General features: G+C 66.4%; 16 protein-coding genes. 9 read left to right on the top strand and 7 right to left on the bottom strand.

Annotation, left to right across the window (positions count from 1 at the left end; all coding sequences use genetic code 11):
• Positions 1–9: 9 nt before the first annotated feature.
• Positions 10–258 carry a hypothetical protein gene (locus G6N67_RS07895; protein ID WP_036433111.1) on the top strand — a complete coding sequence of 83 codons (249 nt, stop codon included), beginning with the start codon at positions 10–12 and terminating at the stop codon, positions 256–258.
• Positions 255–1,232 (top strand): cyclase family protein, encoded by a 978-nt coding sequence (locus tag G6N67_RS07890; RefSeq protein WP_036433113.1) that lies wholly within the window; start codon positions 255–257, stop codon positions 1,230–1,232. The genes G6N67_RS07895 and G6N67_RS07890 overlap by 4 nt, the downstream gene beginning before the upstream one ends.
• An 82-nt stretch (positions 1,233–1,314) precedes the next feature.
• Here the strand turns inward: G6N67_RS07890 and G6N67_RS07885 are convergent, their stop codons facing one another.
• Together G6N67_RS07885 and G6N67_RS07880 are read right to left on the bottom strand one after the other, a co-directional pair.
• Positions 1,315–4,773: a serine/threonine-protein kinase gene (locus G6N67_RS07885; RefSeq protein WP_036433115.1), complete on the bottom strand. Its 3,459-nt coding sequence runs from the start codon at positions 4,771–4,773 to the stop codon at positions 1,315–1,317.
• A 118-nt stretch (positions 4,774–4,891) separates the two neighbouring features.
• The gene (locus tag G6N67_RS07880) at positions 4,892–5,635 is read right to left on the bottom strand and encodes an SDR family oxidoreductase (RefSeq protein WP_036433117.1); all 744 of its coding nucleotides are present in this window, start codon (positions 5,633–5,635) and stop codon (positions 4,892–4,894) included.
• 204 nt (positions 5,636–5,839) lie between these two features.
• Between G6N67_RS07880 and G6N67_RS07875 the strand changes: the two genes are divergently transcribed.
• Positions 5,840–6,211: a hypothetical protein gene (locus tag G6N67_RS07875; RefSeq protein WP_036433121.1), complete on the top strand. Its 372-nt coding sequence runs from the start codon at positions 5,840–5,842 to the stop codon at positions 6,209–6,211.
• A 10-nt stretch (positions 6,212–6,221) separates the two neighbouring features.
• Here the strand turns inward: G6N67_RS07875 and G6N67_RS07870 are convergent, their stop codons facing one another.
• A complete protein-coding gene (locus G6N67_RS07870) occupies positions 6,222–7,121 on the bottom strand; it encodes a LysR family transcriptional regulator (protein WP_036435649.1) in 900 nt (299 codons plus the stop codon).
• An 83-nt stretch (positions 7,122–7,204) separates the two neighbouring features.
• Between G6N67_RS07870 and G6N67_RS07865 the strand changes: the two genes are divergently transcribed.
• From G6N67_RS07865 to G6N67_RS07845, 5 genes are all read left to right on the top strand, one after another.
• On the top strand, positions 7,205–8,770 hold the full coding sequence (locus tag G6N67_RS07865) for a GMC family oxidoreductase (RefSeq protein ID WP_036433124.1): 1,566 nt from the start codon (positions 7,205–7,207) through the stop codon (positions 8,768–8,770).
• A complete protein-coding gene (locus G6N67_RS07860) occupies positions 8,767–9,789 on the top strand; it encodes an alpha/beta fold hydrolase (protein ID WP_197747954.1) in 1,023 nt (340 codons plus the stop codon). Before G6N67_RS07865 ends, G6N67_RS07860 begins: the two co-directional genes overlap by 4 nt.
• Positions 9,790–9,812: 23 nt before the next feature.
• Positions 9,813–10,748: an alpha/beta hydrolase gene (locus G6N67_RS07855; RefSeq protein ID WP_036435653.1), complete on the top strand. Its 936-nt coding sequence runs from the start codon at positions 9,813–9,815 to the stop codon at positions 10,746–10,748.
• Between the two features lie 89 nt (positions 10,749–10,837).
• The gene (locus G6N67_RS07850; RefSeq protein WP_036433128.1) at positions 10,838–11,089 is read left to right on the top strand and encodes a CDGP domain-containing protein; all 252 of its coding nucleotides are present in this window, start codon (positions 10,838–10,840) and stop codon (positions 11,087–11,089) included.
• 195 nt (positions 11,090–11,284) lie between these two features.
• Positions 11,285–12,130 carry a hypothetical protein gene (locus tag G6N67_RS07845; RefSeq protein ID WP_036433130.1) on the top strand — a complete coding sequence of 282 codons (846 nt, stop codon included), beginning with the start codon at positions 11,285–11,287 and terminating at the stop codon, positions 12,128–12,130.
• On the opposite strand, the gene G6N67_RS07840 is transcribed toward G6N67_RS07845, so the two are convergent.
• Complete coding sequence (locus G6N67_RS07840; protein WP_036433131.1) at positions 12,127–12,543, bottom strand: DUF5313 domain-containing protein; 417 nt, start codon at positions 12,541–12,543, stop codon at positions 12,127–12,129. The genes G6N67_RS07845 and G6N67_RS07840 overlap by 4 nt on opposite strands.
• Before the next feature lie 85 nt (positions 12,544–12,628).
• On the opposite strand from G6N67_RS07840, the gene G6N67_RS07835 reads away from it, so the two are divergent.
• Positions 12,629–13,117: a MarR family winged helix-turn-helix transcriptional regulator gene (locus tag G6N67_RS07835; RefSeq protein WP_036435655.1), complete on the top strand. Its 489-nt coding sequence runs from the start codon at positions 12,629–12,631 to the stop codon at positions 13,115–13,117.
• A 9-nt stretch (positions 13,118–13,126) separates the two neighbouring features.
• On the opposite strand, the gene crp is transcribed toward G6N67_RS07835, so the two are convergent.
• The 3 genes from crp to G6N67_RS07820 form a co-directional block, all read right to left on the bottom strand.
• Positions 13,127–13,804: a cAMP-activated global transcriptional regulator CRP gene (crp, locus tag G6N67_RS07830; protein WP_036433133.1), complete on the bottom strand. Its 678-nt coding sequence runs from the start codon at positions 13,802–13,804 to the stop codon at positions 13,127–13,129.
• 139 nt (positions 13,805–13,943) lie between these two features.
• The gene (locus G6N67_RS07825; RefSeq protein ID WP_036433134.1) at positions 13,944–14,282 is read right to left on the bottom strand and encodes an MmcQ/YjbR family DNA-binding protein; all 339 of its coding nucleotides are present in this window, start codon (positions 14,280–14,282) and stop codon (positions 13,944–13,946) included.
• A 206-nt stretch (positions 14,283–14,488) separates the two neighbouring features.
• On the bottom strand, positions 14,489–15,478 hold the full coding sequence (locus G6N67_RS07820) for a LacI family DNA-binding transcriptional regulator (protein ID WP_081812541.1): 990 nt from the start codon (positions 15,476–15,478) through the stop codon (positions 14,489–14,491).
• Positions 15,479–15,591 lie beyond the last annotated feature (113 nt).

Here is a 15,591-nt window from a genome sequence, read left to right as displayed (position 1 = left end):
AGACAGGCGATGGCCTACTCGATCACCAGAATCATCTTCGTCATTTCCGCTGCGCTCGCGCTCCTCGGTGGCCTCGTATTCGTGGGATGCCAAGCGATCGGCCTGGCCGTTGGAGCACCCGCCCTGGTCGATGGTCCCAACGGAATCGCCAAGACGATCTTGTGTATCGCGGGATCGGTCGCCGCCATCGCCGCGTTTCTGCTCGGCTACCTGAAGCATGAAGTGCCGGTTGCGCACGAAAAGGGCGTGGTGCGATGACCAAGCACTCTCTTCCCCGGCGGCAGGAACTGAAGCGCCGGCCGGGTCAGTTGAGCGGCACGTCGTGGGGACTGTTCCCCGATCCGTGGCGGGGAGCCCCCTCGTTCGTCAACAGCGACACCGTCATCGACGCGGTCCGGTCCGTCACGCGGGGTGAGGTGTTCGGTCTGGATTACCCGATAGACGCATTCATGCCGGGAATGTCGAAGGCGAGAAAGCCGGCCAGGCATGTCGTATACGCCAATCATCCCGCGCATCGCGACGACTATCTGGACGGGTACTACCTTCAGGCCTCCACCCAGGTCGATGGGCTGAGACATCGCAGAGCAGACGGTGCGGGTTTCTACGGCGGGGTGCCGGACGAACGCATCACCGCAGACACCGCCGACCTTGGTATCCAGGTGTGGGCCGACGATCCGATAGTGACACGTGGATTGCTCGTTGACCTTGCCGGCCACCTGGAGTCCACAGGGACGGGGGTCGATCACCGCGAGGGCCAGGCACTCGGCTACGAAACGATCCGCGAGACGCTCGCCGCGCAGTCCGTCGAGCCTCGTCGCGGCGACGTCATAATGTTCCATACCGGGTGGAGCGAGTGGTTTCTCGGTCTTCCACCCAGTGCTCGGCTTGACCAACAGGCCAGTGGGCGCGCGTCCGGGCTGGCCCAGAGCGAGGAGCTTCTCGACTGGGCTTGGGACACGGGCGTGGCGCTCCTTGCGGCTGACAATTTCGCCGTCGAATGCCTTCCCCCGCTGAGCGATTCACCCTTCGCCGAATCCGCGCCGCACGACAAGGGCATGATGCATCAGGAATTTCTTGCGAAGCTGGGCATCCCGCTCGGCGAACTCTGGAAACTCGGGCCGCTCGCCCGGCGTATGCGTGAACTCGGTCGTTGGGAGTCCCTGCTCATCGTCAAACCGTTGAACGTGATCGGAGGCACCGGGTCTCCGGCCAATGCAACGGCGATCCTGTGAATGTCTGCGCCGAGACTACGCAAATTGGCAGGTATTACCGATTTTCTCGCCAGAACACGTAGTCTCGGCGCGAGGGATGAGCTCAAACCCGTTGCGGTACCACGGCGTTGATCGCTTCGTCGAGAAACTCGGCGGGCACCTCAGGCCACTCCGGATCCCATCGACCGGCCCGTTGCGCGGCGCGTAGTGCCGACAGGGTCGCGACGACATGCGGGCCGCCGTCAACCAGGTAACGGAGCATCTGCAACTGTGCGCATTGTGCCGCCACGCCCGCGATCAGGGCTTTTGCCTCCGCGGTCCGCCCGTCGGCCGCCAAGCACGCGCCCAGGAGCCGCCGCGCCCGCAGCATCGCCTGGGGCCGGTTCTGCTGCGCCAGGCGATCCACCCACTCGCGCGCCCACCGGCAGGCCAGATCGCGTTTGGCCGGGTCGTCCGCTTTGATCAACGTGCGGATCGCCGAAGCCTCTTCGAACTGCACGGCGATCTCGTCCATCGCGTCGACCGGTTGCCTGCGCGCGTCATACGGCGTCACCGGCATCGGACCGAATTCCGGGTGCGGGGGCAGCCCGAGACGGATGCGCTCGTGCTCGGCCAATGCGCGCAGCCGGTTCAACGACAGATTGCGTGCGACCCGGGTGGCCTCGTCGAGTCGCTGCGCGGCCGCCAGCCGATCACCCTGCAATGCCTTGATGCGGGCGTTGATCACGTACCGGGCGATCTTGAAGTCGACGGAGCCGCCTTCGGGGCCCAGCTTGTAGCCCTCGTCGAGCAGGCGTTCGGCCTCGTCGAGATCGCCCCGTTCATAAAGCAATTCGCCCAGAAGCGAACTCGCGAGCCGGGCGGTGTAGGAGTGGACGCCGCCGGACCGTTTGGCGATTCGCAGCGCCCTGCGGAAGTACTGCTCGGCCGTGGTGTTGTCGAGCACCAGGTGATATGCCAATCCGGTGAAGCACAATCCGTTGACGATTGTGAACGCGTCACCGCTGCGTTCGTAGAACGGTGCGGCCCACGCCTGAATCCGGTTGACCTCGTCGAGGTCGTACCGGTAGGCGGCGGCGAACGTGGCGACGTTGGCCGCAGAGGCAACACTGAACGGCCGCAGGCGGTCCCGGCGTTGCAGGCACAGGGCGATGTGGCCGTCGATGCCTGCGAGCCGGTCGGAGCGCAGGTCCGAAACCCCGCGCACGACACCGGCTTCGGCGCGGATGTCGGCGATCTCGTCGGCGGACAACCCGCAGCCGTCCAACGTCGAGTCCACCAACTCCAAAGCCTGCTCGGCGGAGGAGATGCGGTGCAGCACGATGTTGGCCCAGGCCAGCGCGAGCTGCAGCCGGGGATGGGACTGCACGGCGGCGGGCGGCAGCTTGCCCGCCAGTCCGATCAGCGTGGCCATCTGGGAGTTGGCCACCATGGTGAGGCCGTCGTTCTCGACGATGGTCACCGCGCGTTGTTCGTCTCCGGCCGCCAGCGCGTGATCGACTGCCTCACTGATCAATCCGTGTTCGGCGCACCAGTCCGAGGCCAGCCGGTGCAAGCGGGTCACGCGCTCGGGAGTGTCCCGACTGAGCCGGTGGCGGAGAAAGTCACGGAACAGTTGGTGATACCGGAACCATTGTTCGTCGATCCTGCGCAGGAACAGGTCGCGCTCCTCGACACGCTCCAGCATCGCCAACCCGTCGGGCACCCCGGTCAACGCGGCCGCCAAGCCGCCGCAGATCCGTTCGGTGATCGACGTGGCCAGCAGGAAGTCGAGCATGGACGGCTCGAGGGTGTCGAGCACGTTCTCGGCGAGGAACTCGCTGATCGCGTGGTGGCGACCCGTCATCGTCCCGATGAGCTCGACAGGATCGTCGCGATCGCGCAGCGACAGCGAGGCCAGCTGGAGCGCGGCCACCCAGCCGTCGGTCTTGGCGGTGAGTTCCTCGACGTCGGTGTGGTCCAGGTCCAGCCCGCTGAGGTCCACCAGGAAATGCTCGGATTCGGCGACGTCGAAACGCAAAGCGGTGGAGTCGATTTCGACGAGCTCGCCTTGCATTCGCATGCGGCTCATCGGAAGCCCGCTCTGGCTCCGGCTGGTCACCACCACGGTCAGCCCCGACGCGACGTTGTCGACGAGGTAGCGCAGTGCGGCGATGGTGGCCGGGTCGGTGACGCGGTGCCAGTCATCGATGACCAGCGTCATCCTGGTGTCGTTCTGGTGGATCTCGTTGATCAGCGAGGTCAGCACGTAACGTTCGGCTTCGTCGCCGTGCTCCTCGAGCACGTCGCACAGATCGGACGCGAGCGCGGGCGTCACGGTGCGGATGGCCTCGATGAGGTGGGACAGGAACCAGACCACGTTGTTGTCGTCATGGTCGACCGTGAGCCACGCCACCACGACACCGTCGGCGACCAGTGCCTTGGCCCACTGGCTGGCCAGCGTGCTCTTGCCGAACCCGGTCGGGCCGTGGATGACGGTGAGCTTCTTGTGCTGCTGGGTGCGCAGCACGTCGATCAAGCGGGTGCGTTCGACCAGTGACCTGGTTGACACCGGCAACCGGAAGCGGGTGGCGGGGGCGGGTGGTGTCATGGTTCGCAGCCGCGATCCGCTCGACGGCGTGCCTGGCGGCGTCGTCGGTTCCATCCGGATGGCCGGTGCCGGAATCGGCACGGGCATGTCGTCGACCGGCAGCCCGTGCCTGCGTTGCAGCTCCCGCAGCTGCTCGCCGAATTCCTCGGCCGTGGCCGGACGGTCTTCGATGTTGCGGGACATGGCCTGCTCGATTGCCGTGCACACGTCGGCGGGCAAACCCGATTCGCCGAGGTTTGGCATCGGTTGCCGGGTGATCCGCAGGAACTGGGCCACCATCTGCTCACCCTTGCGGCGCTCGAAGACTGCGTGTCCGGTCGCGGCACTGAACAGCGTGGACGCGAGGCTGTAGATGTCGGAGGTGACGCCCGGGGGTTGGCCCAGCAGGACTTCCGGCGCGGTGTAGGCGGGGGAGCCGGTGACCGCGCCGTCGGACGTCTCGAATCCACCGATGATGCGCGCGATGCCGAAGTCGGTCAGCTGCGGTTCACCGTATTCGGTGAGCAGGATGTTGGCCGGCTTCACGTCCCGATGCAGCGTGGCTCGGCGGTGTGCGGTCTCGAGCGCGCCCGCCATCTTCACGCCGACGCGCAACGCGTCCTGCCAGCCGATGGGCCCGTCCTCGAGGATCTTGGAATCGAGCGAGCCGTGGGGGTGGTACTGCATCACGATGTAGGGCCGCCCGCTGGCGACGGCGCCGACTTGAAAGATGTTGACGATGTTGGGATGTCCGGACAGCTTGCCCATCGCGATCTGCTCACGGACGAACCGCTCGACGTTGTCGGGCTCGAGGTCGGCGGTCAGCACCTTGACCGCGACCGTGCGGCCGAGGGCGGTTTGATTGCAGCGGTAGACGACGCCGAAGCCGCCGCGTCCGATCTCCTCGGGATCCTCAAAACCGGCTGCCGCCAATTCCGCCGGGATACCGGCGGTCAGATCCCGTTGCGTAGGCAACGGATCGTTGCGGCCCATCGTTCGCCTCGAACTCCCGTGGCGTCATGGCAGCACCGCTGCTACCTCACCGAGGATAGCGCCGGTACTGCCGGCGAGAGTCGCAATCGGCGAGCCGCGCCGGTTGGGTAATCGCAGGTTATGCGGACGTGCGGTGCAAGCAGTCGGGCCCACCCACGTAGACGATGCCGGCGGGGCTGGGAGCCGTCGCCGCGGTCGCGACGGCGGCGGCGAACTCGGAAATGGTGGGCAGCGGCGCGTAGCTGTGCCGGGCGTGGGCCGGCTCGCGCTGCTGGGCCCACCGGGGAGTGAACGTCTCGTCGATCATCTCGCCCGAGACCACCGTGAAGTGGATTCCGTGCCGGTGGAATTCGGACCGCATCGCCTGCAGGGTGGTTTCACCGGCGCGCTTGCTGGCGGCCAGCGGCGCGCATCCCTTGGGGACTGCCTTGTTGGGGTAGAAGTGGGCCTGGTGGCTCGTGACGAACACGATGTGCCCGCCGGTCGGCATGAGCTCGAGGGCCAACTGGGCCAGGCGGCGCTGGGCGGCGCGGTTGACGCGCATCGCGCTGGCGGAGTCCGCGCCGTGCACGAGTCCGCCCGCCGCGTTGAGCACCAGGGTGTCGAGCCGGCCGAAGCGCTGACCGATGTCGTCGATCATCGCGGCCACCGCCGCTTCGTCGCAGATGTCGGCTGCCGCGGTCGACGCGCTTCCGCCGGCATCCCGGATGGCGTCGGCGACGGAGTTGGCGTGGTCGGTCTTCTCGCGGTAGTTCACGATGACGTGGGTCTCGGGATGTGCGAGGTGGCGGGCGACCTCGGCGCCGATGCCACGCGACGCTCCGGTCACGAGGGCAATCCGCGGACTTGCATATGACGGCATATCGCGCCCTTCCGTCGGTCGTGTTGGTGCCGGTCTCGGCGGGTATAGCGACTCACCCTACACCGGAATTAAGAAAAATAAGAGATACGTAAGGTCACGATAAGGCAATGGTCCCTGGAGTCGGAGCGGCCTCGTCGGCACGGTTTCACACGGTCTCGGCACGGGTATTTCGCACGGGAAACGCCCCGGTCAAAGGAGCCCGAAATGAGTACAGGGACGACCATCGCGATCATCTGCTTCGCCGTCGCCGCGGCAGTGGTCCTCATAGCGCTGCTGTGGGCACTGGTCAGCAGGCAGCGGCGGCAACGGCGTAGTGCAGAAGCCGAGCAGATTCGCGGACAGGCAGAGCAGGACTCGCACGACGTGCTGCGGCGGGAGGCGCTCGCCGACGAGACCGCGGCCAAGGCGCGTGCCGCCAAGGCCGAGGCCGACGTCAAGGCCGCGCAGGCCGCCAATCTCGAGCAACAGGCGGCGGCCCGCCAACGTGAGGCATCGCAGTCACGTGCGGAACTCGACAACCTGAGGGAGCACGCCGACACGCTCGACCCGGCCGTCGAACGTCGCGATGCTCAATAGGTGCGTGGAGTCAGGCCGAGCGGACGCGGGCGGCCGCGTCGAGCAGCGTGCCGGCAAGTCGAGCCGTCGCCGGTGTCATCTGGCTGACCGGGGGTGAAGCCAGGTACACCTGCCACGTGACCGGGTTCGTGAGTTCCACCGGACGAAGGTCCGGGAAGCGCCTGGCCTCCGAGCTGGGCATGAACGCGGTGCCGAGCCCGTTGGTGACGAGTTCGGCGATGGTCGCGAATCCGGCCGGTACCTCGTACTGCGTCTGGCAGTGCACACCGGCGGCGTGGAACGCGTCGTCCATCAGGTGGCGCAGACCGAAGTTCGGCGGGAACCCGATGATCTCCTCGTCGGCGAGGTCGGTCAGCTCGATGCGGGTGTTGGCGGCCAGCGGGTGGCTCTCGGGGCAGACGTAAACCATCGGTTCTTCGAACATCAACCGCATGTCGAGCTGTGGTGGAAACCGGTTGGGCACCGACACCAGGGCCAGGTCGAGCGAACCTTCGACCAGGTTGGACAGATAGGTCGACGCTCCGGTCTGGCTGAGGTGCAGGCGCAGCCGCACATGCGGATGAGCGCGGTGGAAGTCGCCGAGGGCGGCTGCCACGTCCAGTGGGCCGAACGAGATGAGTGACCCGAATTCGACTGTGCCCGAGAGTGTTCCACGGAACTCGCAGATGGACTCAGTCGCGGCGCGGGCGCTCCGCAGTACCTCGTAGGCGTGGGAGCGGAACCGCTCGCCCGCCGCGGTGAGGCTGATCTGCTGACGGGACCGGTCGAACAACTGCACACCGAGCTCGCGCTCGAGCTTCGCGATGGACGTCGACAGCGCCGACTGGACGACATGCGCGCGCGACGCGGCGCGCGAGAAGCTCATCTCGGCGGCGACCGCGACGAAGTGTTCGATCTGACGAAGCTCCACCACTTCAACCTATCAAGATCATCGATTACTGGTATCAAAAGCAATCGTTGGACGTGATGACCTCATCGCGGTCTGATGGTCGCATGCCATTCATCCACGGCTCCGACCTGAAGTCGTCGTATGACTTCATCGTCTGCGGCGCTGGTTCGTCCGGTTCCGTCGTAGCGCGCCGTATCGCGGACAACCCGGCTGCCTCGGTGCTGCTCATCGAGGCGGGCGGAGACGATCAGATACCCAGCATCACCGCCGCCGACCAATGGCCGGCCAACCTCGGCGGTGAGCGCGACTGGGCCTTCACCGCCACCCCCACCCACCATGTCAACGGCCGCTCGGTGCCACTGTCGATGGGCAAGGTGTTAGGTGGCGGGTCGAGTATCAACCTCATGGTGTGGGCCCGCGGGCACCGCGCCGACTGGGATTACTTCGCATTCGAAGCGGGCGACGAGGCGTGGAACTACGCATCGGTACTGGAGATCTATCGGCGGATCGAGGATTTCCGGGGCGTGCCCGATCCGCAGTACCGCGGGACCGGCGGGCTGGTCCACGTGGAGCCCGCGCCCGATCCCAACCCGCTCGCACTGGCCACCGTCGAGGCCGCGCGCGTTGCGGGTATCCCGGTGTTCGAGAACCAGAACGGGCGGATGATGGAGGTCGCGGCCGGTGTGTCGATCACCGACATCAGAGCCCGCGCGGGAGTACGCCAATCCGTGTTCGGTACGTATGTGCGGCCCGTCGTCGACCATCGGAATCTCGATGTGCTGAGGTCGGCTCTCGTCGCCCGGCTGACGTTCGACGCAAGCCGGGTCACCGGCGTCGAGGTCATGTGCGGCGGCCGAACGCAGCGCATCACCGCAGGCGCGGAAGTCATCTTGTCGCTCGGCGCGATCAATACTCCGAAAGTGCTGCTGCACTCCGGTATCGGCCCGGAAGGCGAACTTCGCCGCGTCGGTGTTCCGCTGCGGGTGCACCTGCCCGGAGTGGGGCAGAACCTGCAGGACCACCCTGGTTTCGACTGCGTCTGGGAGTACCGCGATCCACTCGCGCCGCGCAACAACGGTTCCGAGGTCACGTTCTTCGCGTGCAGCACGGCCGGGCAGGCGGCACCCGACCTGCAGACCTGTCAGGCCGAGGTACCCAAGGCCAGCGCCGAGAACATCGCCCGGTTCGGCCTCCCGGAGTTCGGCTGGACACTGTTCGCCGGGGTGGTGCGGCCGAAGAGCCGCGGCCACCTCACGCTCCGTTCGGCCGACCCCCTCGAACCGATCGACATCCACGCCAACATGTTGTCGCATCCCGACGACGTCAAGGCCGCGGTGGCCGCGGTCGAACTGTGTCGTGAGATCGGAAACTCCTCGCCCCTGGGGCCTTTCGCCAAACGAGAGGTCATGCCGGGCAACCTCACCGGTGCCGAGCTGGAACGATTTGTCCGGGATGCCGCTTCGAGTTACTGGCATCAGACCTGCACCGCGAAAATGGGCCGCGACGCCATGTCGGTGGTGGATGCGAACCTCAAAGTCTATGGAGTGCAAGGGCTTCGGATCGCCGACGGTTCGATCATGCCCCGGGTCACGACCGGCAATACCATGGCGCCCTGTGTCGTCATCGGCGAACGGGCCGCCGATCTCATCAGAACGGAGCACGCACTGTGAACATCAGCCGGCGAAACTTCGGGCGTATCACCACGGTGGCCGCGGGAGCTCTGACCCTGGCCGCATGCGCATCCGAATCTGGTCCGGGAACGCCACCGGCCACCCCGCCCGCCAAGCCGAAGCACGAGCTGGGGCCCGTCAAGCAGATCGACGCCGGCCTGCTCAACGTGGGTTACGCAGAAGCCGGCCCGTCCGACGGGCAACCTGTCATCTTGCTGCACGGCTGGCCGTACGACATCCACAGCTACGCCGACGTCACCGCTGATCTTGCCGCACAGGGCTTCCGGGTCATCGTGCCGTTCGCGCGCGGATTCGGTTCCACGCGATTTCTCGCCGCTGACGCGTTCCGCAACGGCCAGCAGGCGGCCCTCGCACACGACGTGATCGACCTGATGGACGCGTTGAAGATCCCCGACGCGATTCTCGGCGGATATGACTGGGGTGGCCGGACCGCCAACGTGGTGGCCGCGCTCTGGCCGCAGCGGGTCACCGGTCTCGTCGCCGTGAGCGGTTACATCATCGTCAACCTCGCCGCCAACCTGCAGCCGCTGACTCCGAAGGCCGAGTACGGGTGGTGGTATCAGTACTACTTCGCGACGCCGCGCGGCGCGCTCGGCTACCGCCAGAACACCAAGGAGTTCAACCGGCTCATCTGGCAGAACGCGTCGCCGCTCTGGCATTTCGACGATTCCACGTACGACCTGTCGGCAGCCGCGTTCGACAACCCCGACCATGCCGACATCGTGCTGCACAACTACCGGTGGCGGCAGAGCCTGGCCCCGGGCGAGGCCCGCTACGACGCCGACGAGAAAAGGCTCGCCGGCAAGCCCGCGATCACCGTCCCGACCATCACCGTCTCCAGCGACTTCGACGGTCCGGCCAAGGACGGCAGCGGGTACCGCAACCAGTACACCGGCCCATATGAACACCGCATCCTCGACGGCATCGGACACAACGTGCCGCAGGAGGCGCCCACCCAGTTCGCCACGGCGATCGTCGACGTGAGCCGCATGAAATGAGAGGAAAGTCCGGTGAAGGCGAAATGACCATACTCGACGTCACATTCGACAGCGATGGCGTCGCAGTCGCAGGCCATCTCTATGTGCCTGAGCCTGCCACGCGGGCGCCGGCCATCGTGGTCGGCCACCCCGGCACCGGTGTCAAGGAACAGGCCGCCGGCCTGTACGCCCGTCGGCTCAGCGAGCACGGCTTCGTCACGCTGGCGTACGACGCCGCGTTCCAGGGCGAGAGCGGGGGAGAGCCCCGCGGTCTGGAAGATCCGGCGCACCGGATCGAAGACATCAAGGCGGCGGTGTCCTACCTCGGCACCCGGGAGGATGTCGATCCCGAGCGGATCGCCGTGCTTGGCATCTGCGCGTCCGGTGGATACGGGCTGGCGGCTGCAGCCACAGATCAGCGGATCCGGGCCATCGGCACGGTCTGTGCAGTCGATATCGCACGCCAGTTTCGATTCGGTGCCGACGGTGCCCAGGATCCGGCGGTTCTCCAGGACATGCTGTCCGCGGCGGCGGCCGCGCGTACCCGGGAGGCGCACGGCGCGGGGGTCCAGAGCTTCCGGTTGTTTCCCGACACCGTCGAAGAGGCCGCGGCCGCAGGCGGGCGGCACGGTATCGAAGGTTTCGAGTACTACTGCACCGACCGGGCCGGCCATCCGCGTTCAGCGAAGGCACTGCCGTGGTCGAGCGTTGACCGGATAGCGACCTTCGACGCCTTCAGTGCTCTCGAAATGCTCGGGCCGCGACCGCTTCTCATGATCGCCGGCCGGGAAGCCGTCACCGCGTGGATGTCGGTCGAGGCTTATCAGACGGTGACCGGACCGAAAGAGTTGTTCTGGATCGACGGTGCGAGCCATGTCGATCTCTACGACAAACCCGAATTCGTCGACGTGGCCGTCTGCCGACTGGTCTCGTTCTACCGCACCAGCCTGTGCTGCGACACAGCCTGCGCGGCAGGGTGATCTGGCCGACGTTTCCTTGCCGGTGCCCGTGCGCGCGACCAGAATGCTAGTAGAGCTAATTAATTCTCACGAGCGGACTGGCATGAACTATGAAGGCGTTGGCGGCCATCGCGGCTTCCGCGGCGGTGGCGACACTCGGAATCGCGGGGTTGACGGCGGCACCGCCGGCGCACGCTGACGGCTGCGGCAACGTCGTCGTGTGGGGCAACGGTGGCGGCCAGTGCGACGGGCCGTTTTATCCCGACGGGAGCTTCCAGCGCTGCACCACCGTGTACGTGCTCGGTTTCGGCGGCACCAACTGCTACCTCGTCCCGCCGCCCGCGCCGCCGTTGCCCGCGTAGTTGTTGCGAAATCCGTCCGGTGCGCCGGATCTCGTCCCGGTACGACTTCCCCAATCGGCCCCTGCCCGGCCGACGGGCTGACGTAGGCGAACCAGCTGCCGCTACGGACATCCGACCACGCATTTCCAAGGGTCCGCGCGGACCGCGCCACTGCCAATCTGAAGTCGGTATCGACTGGGTGAACGGGAGTGTGAAGTGTCGAGGATCTTGCTGCAGACGACGATCGTGGCCAATCCGGAGGATTGGGACATCCACCGGTTCACCCTGCTGGCTGACGAGCTGCGCATGGCCGGCCACGACGTGGTGGCGCGAAACCGGCTGTTCAAGGCGGGCGACGACCCCGTGCTGAGCCGTCTCGACGAGTTGGAGTTCGACCAACTGTGGCTCATGGCGGTCGACACGGGCGACGGGCTGACCGCCGCCGAGTCTGCGGCCATCGTGCGTTTCCGCGAGAGCCGCGGCGGCGTGCTCACCGCGCGCGACCACCAGGATCTGGGGTGTTGCCTGTTGCAGCTGGGCTCGCTCGGTGCCGTGAACCAGTTCCACGACCCGGGCGTCGACACCGCAGCCCTGTGCGACGACCAGGACAACCCCGACATCTCGTGGCCCAATTACCACTCGGGTGCCAACGGTGACTACCAGCCCGTGCTCGCAAGTGCCCCGGTGCACGCACTGCTCGCCACCGGCCGGACGGCGAGCGGACGGATCGAATGGTTCCCAGCGCACCCGCATGAAGGCGCGGTGTCGGCGGACCTACCGTTCGCCACAGTGCTGGCGCAGGGCCGCAGCACCGCGACCGGCCGGTTGTTCAACCTCGCGGTGGCGATCGAAGGTGAGCTCGCGCCCGACGGCAGGCCGATGGGCCGCGCGCTGGCTGCGTCGACGTTCCACCATTTCGCCGATTACAACTGGGATCTCGGCTGTGGGGCACCGTCGTTCGTCACGGAGGCGCCCGGCACACAGATCAAGGACGATCCGGCGCGACTCGACGTCTTCAAGGACTACGTGCGCAACATTGCGGCCTGGCTGCACCCCGCTTAGAACGGGCTGCTGTTCGACTGGGCGGCCGCGGATTCGGGACGCGGACCGAACCGGCGGATGTAGTCCTCGTGGATCTGCGCATCCTTCCGGCGCTGGATCACGTCGACCAGATTCGGATCCAGGCTGTGTTGGGCCAGCCGGTGCCTGCGCCAGATCTTGTTGAGGGCGAGCGCCATGAGCAGTGCCCAGATGTAGATCGGCACCGTCATCTCGAGGTGGACGTACAGCGACGCGGGCAACAGCCAGAACGGAGCGAGGACGATCAGCGGCGGAATCGCCATGCGGATCATGTGCCTGCGCACCGCGCCGTCGCCCGCGAGATCCTGGGCAACCCAGGCGCGCATCGTGTCGGGCAGGCGCTTGCCGTATGCGTAGGCGAGGTGCTGCAGCGGGCTGGGGCGGTCGGTGGCCATAATTAGATAGTACGCTAATCATTAGCGTACTAACAATATCGCTGACCATATGGTTAGTGCCCTAACCAAGGGTTAGGCTGTGAGCATGACCGCAGTCTTCGAAGACGTCGATCCGCTCGCACTGGAACGGCAGGTGTGCTTCGCTCTCGCGGTGGCCAACCGGGCGGTGCTGTCGGTGTACCGGCCGTTGCTCGCGCCGCTCGGCCTGACGCATCCGCAGTATCTGGTGATGCTGGCCTTGTGGGACAACGCCAAATCGAGTCAGGAACCGTTGTCGGTCAAGCAGATTGCTGCGCTGCTGCAAATGGACTCGGCCACCATGTCTCCCATGCTCAAGCGGCTGGAGGCGCTCGGGTTGATCACCCGGTCACGTAGTGCGGCCGACGAGCGCACGACCAATGTCGCGCTGACGGCGCAGGGGAGCAGGTTGCGGCGCAAGGCGCTGAAGATCCCGCCCGCCGTGGTGGAACGGCTCGGCGTCGAGCTCGGCGAACTCGAGCACCTGCACGAGGTGCTGACCCGGATCAACGCGGCAGCCGTGGCCGCGGGCGCGCTCGACGCCGAAACGGACTGACGGTCGGGTTCAGCGCTTGGCCCGGCGTGCCAGCAGTTCGGCGTTGTCGATCAGGATGCTCTTACCCTGAACCCGGATCCACCCGCGCTGGGCGAAATCGGCCAGGGCCTTGTTCACCGTTTCGCGCGAGGAGCCGACCAGTTGGGCGATCTCCTCCTGCGTGAGTTCATGGTCGACCCGCAGGGAATTGCCCTCACGGGTGCCGAACCGCTGCGCGAGGTGCAGCAACTGCTTGGCGACGCGGCCCGGCACGTCGGTGAAGATGAGATCGGACAGGTTGTCGTTGGTGCGGCGCAGCCGCCGCGCCAGCACGCGCAACAGCTGCTCGGCGATCTCGGGTTCATCGGCGATCCAGCTGCGCAACGCATTGCGATCCATCGTCACGGCCTGCACGTCGGTCAGGGCCGTCACGGTCGAGGTGCGCGGACCCGGATCGAAAATCGCCAGTTCGCCGAACATGTCCGACGGTCCCATGAGCGTGATCAGGCTCTCGCGGCCGTCGGCCGTCTTGCGCCCGATCTTCACTTTGCCCGTGGTGATGATGAACAGGGTGTCGCCGGGCTCTCCTTCGGTGAACACAACCTGCCCGCGGGAAAACGACACGGGTTCCAACTGTTTGGCGAGAGCGGCAACAGCGCTTGGTTGTACGCCTTGGAAGATGCCTGCCCGGGCCAGAACCTCGTCCATTTGCCCCCCTTTGTGTGCTCACGCGCCCGACTGTGTCGACTGCCACATTACTGGCTCCGCGCGCGGGGGCTGGCGCGGCAGTGCCAGACCATTACAACCATTTCAAACGATGTAATGTCGAGGACGGGCGTTCGACGGGTCAGGAATCCTCGGCCTCGGTGAGCCGGCCGGGGGCGGCCTGTTGCCAGGAGTCATACAGGATGTCGCGCAGCTCTTGCGAATCCTCGAGCGCAGCCAACCGAACCCGCACCCATGCCGACGGCGCCTCGTGAGGTGGCACCCAGAATTTGTGTGGCTCGGCCGCGATCAACTCCTCGCGGTCGAACCTGGGGCAGCGGACTGCGAAAGAGGTTTCGTCATCCGGGACGGTCACGAACATCTTGCCCGCCACGTCGAACGTGGGGTGGTGCCAGCGCACCTTCTCCGTGGTCTCGGGAAAGGACAGTGCGATACGGCGCACGTCGTCGGCGTCGAGCACGGTGGTTGACCTCCGATGAAAACCTGAGCGAAGCCTACCTGCGAGCGTCGAACGTGTCTGGCCCGGCTGTGGAGGGCGCGGGCGGCCACGATGTGATGATCGCCCAGTTCCATTGTGAGATCGTGCTTTTGAAGTGCGAGTTCGCCGACACTACGGGTTCTGACGGCTTTCGGCCGTATTCTCGCCAGAAACCGTAGTTTCGGCGTTCAGGCGGGAGCCGTCGTGGAACGCACGACAAGCTTGGGCTCGAGCACCACGTCCGTCGGTTCGGCGCGTCGGCCCTCGAGCATTTCCACCGCCAGATCCACTGCATGGTGGGCGAGTTCGGGGGCGTCCTGATGGATGGTGGTGAGGTCGATGCGCGGGTTGTCCGACAGGTGGCTGTCGTCGTAGCCCATCAGCGACAGTTCGCCGGGAATGGCGATCCCGGCGCGGGTGAACACGTCGAGCAGGCCGAGCGCGCAACGATCGTTGCCGGCCAGAACTGCGGTGGGCAGCTTCCCGGCGTCGAGCATCGTGCGCGCGGCCGACGCCCCGGCCTGCTCGTTGTGGGCACCGGGGATGACGGCGATGTGGTCGGCCAGGCCGTGGCTGCGCATCGCGGCGCGGTAGGCACGCCTGCGGTCGGCCGAGCCGGGATCGTCACCGCCGTCGACATGGTGGATGTCGCGGTGCCCGAGGCCGACCAGGTAGTCGACAGCCAGGCGCATGCCTTTGGCGTCATTGGTGCGGACGGTCGCGAGCGTGCCGGATGCCTCAAGGATGTTCGGCATCCTGCGGCCCACCACGACGGTCGGCACGCGGTCGGCCAGTTGGTGCAGATAGTCTTGACTTGACCTGGGCCCCAACAAGATCAGGCTGCCGCAGCGGTGGCTCAGTAGTGATTCGACGAATGTGGCCTCGGCGTGGTCGTGGAGGTTGGCCGACAACAGCATGTCGTAGCCGCGCTGCTCGGCGGCCGGATAGATGTTCGTCACCAACTCGGCCTGGAACAGCTGGTGCACATCGGTGAGCACGCCGATGGTGCGGCTGCGCCCCTGCGCAAGGAGTCGGGCTGCCGCATCGGGTCGGTAACCGATCTCCTCGGCGACCGCCAGCACGCGTTGGCGGGTCTCCTCGCTGGCGCCGGGCTTGCCGTCGAGGATGAACGACACCAGCGTGCGCGATACCCCGGCTGCCGTGGCGACATCGGCCATGGTCGGTTTGCGGCGTCCTGCGCGCGGCGTCGGAGTCACGGCGCACGCCCGGGAAGTGACGGTTGACACATCTGGACCACAGGCCCATAGTAGACCTCACGCGCGTTACTAAC

This window comes from Mycolicibacterium mageritense (assembly GCF_010727475.1).
Classification (GTDB): domain Bacteria; phylum Actinomycetota; class Actinomycetes; order Mycobacteriales; family Mycobacteriaceae; genus Mycobacterium; species Mycobacterium mageritense.
Note: the sequence above shows the minus strand (reverse complement) of the source record. Positions and strands in the feature narration are given on the sequence as shown.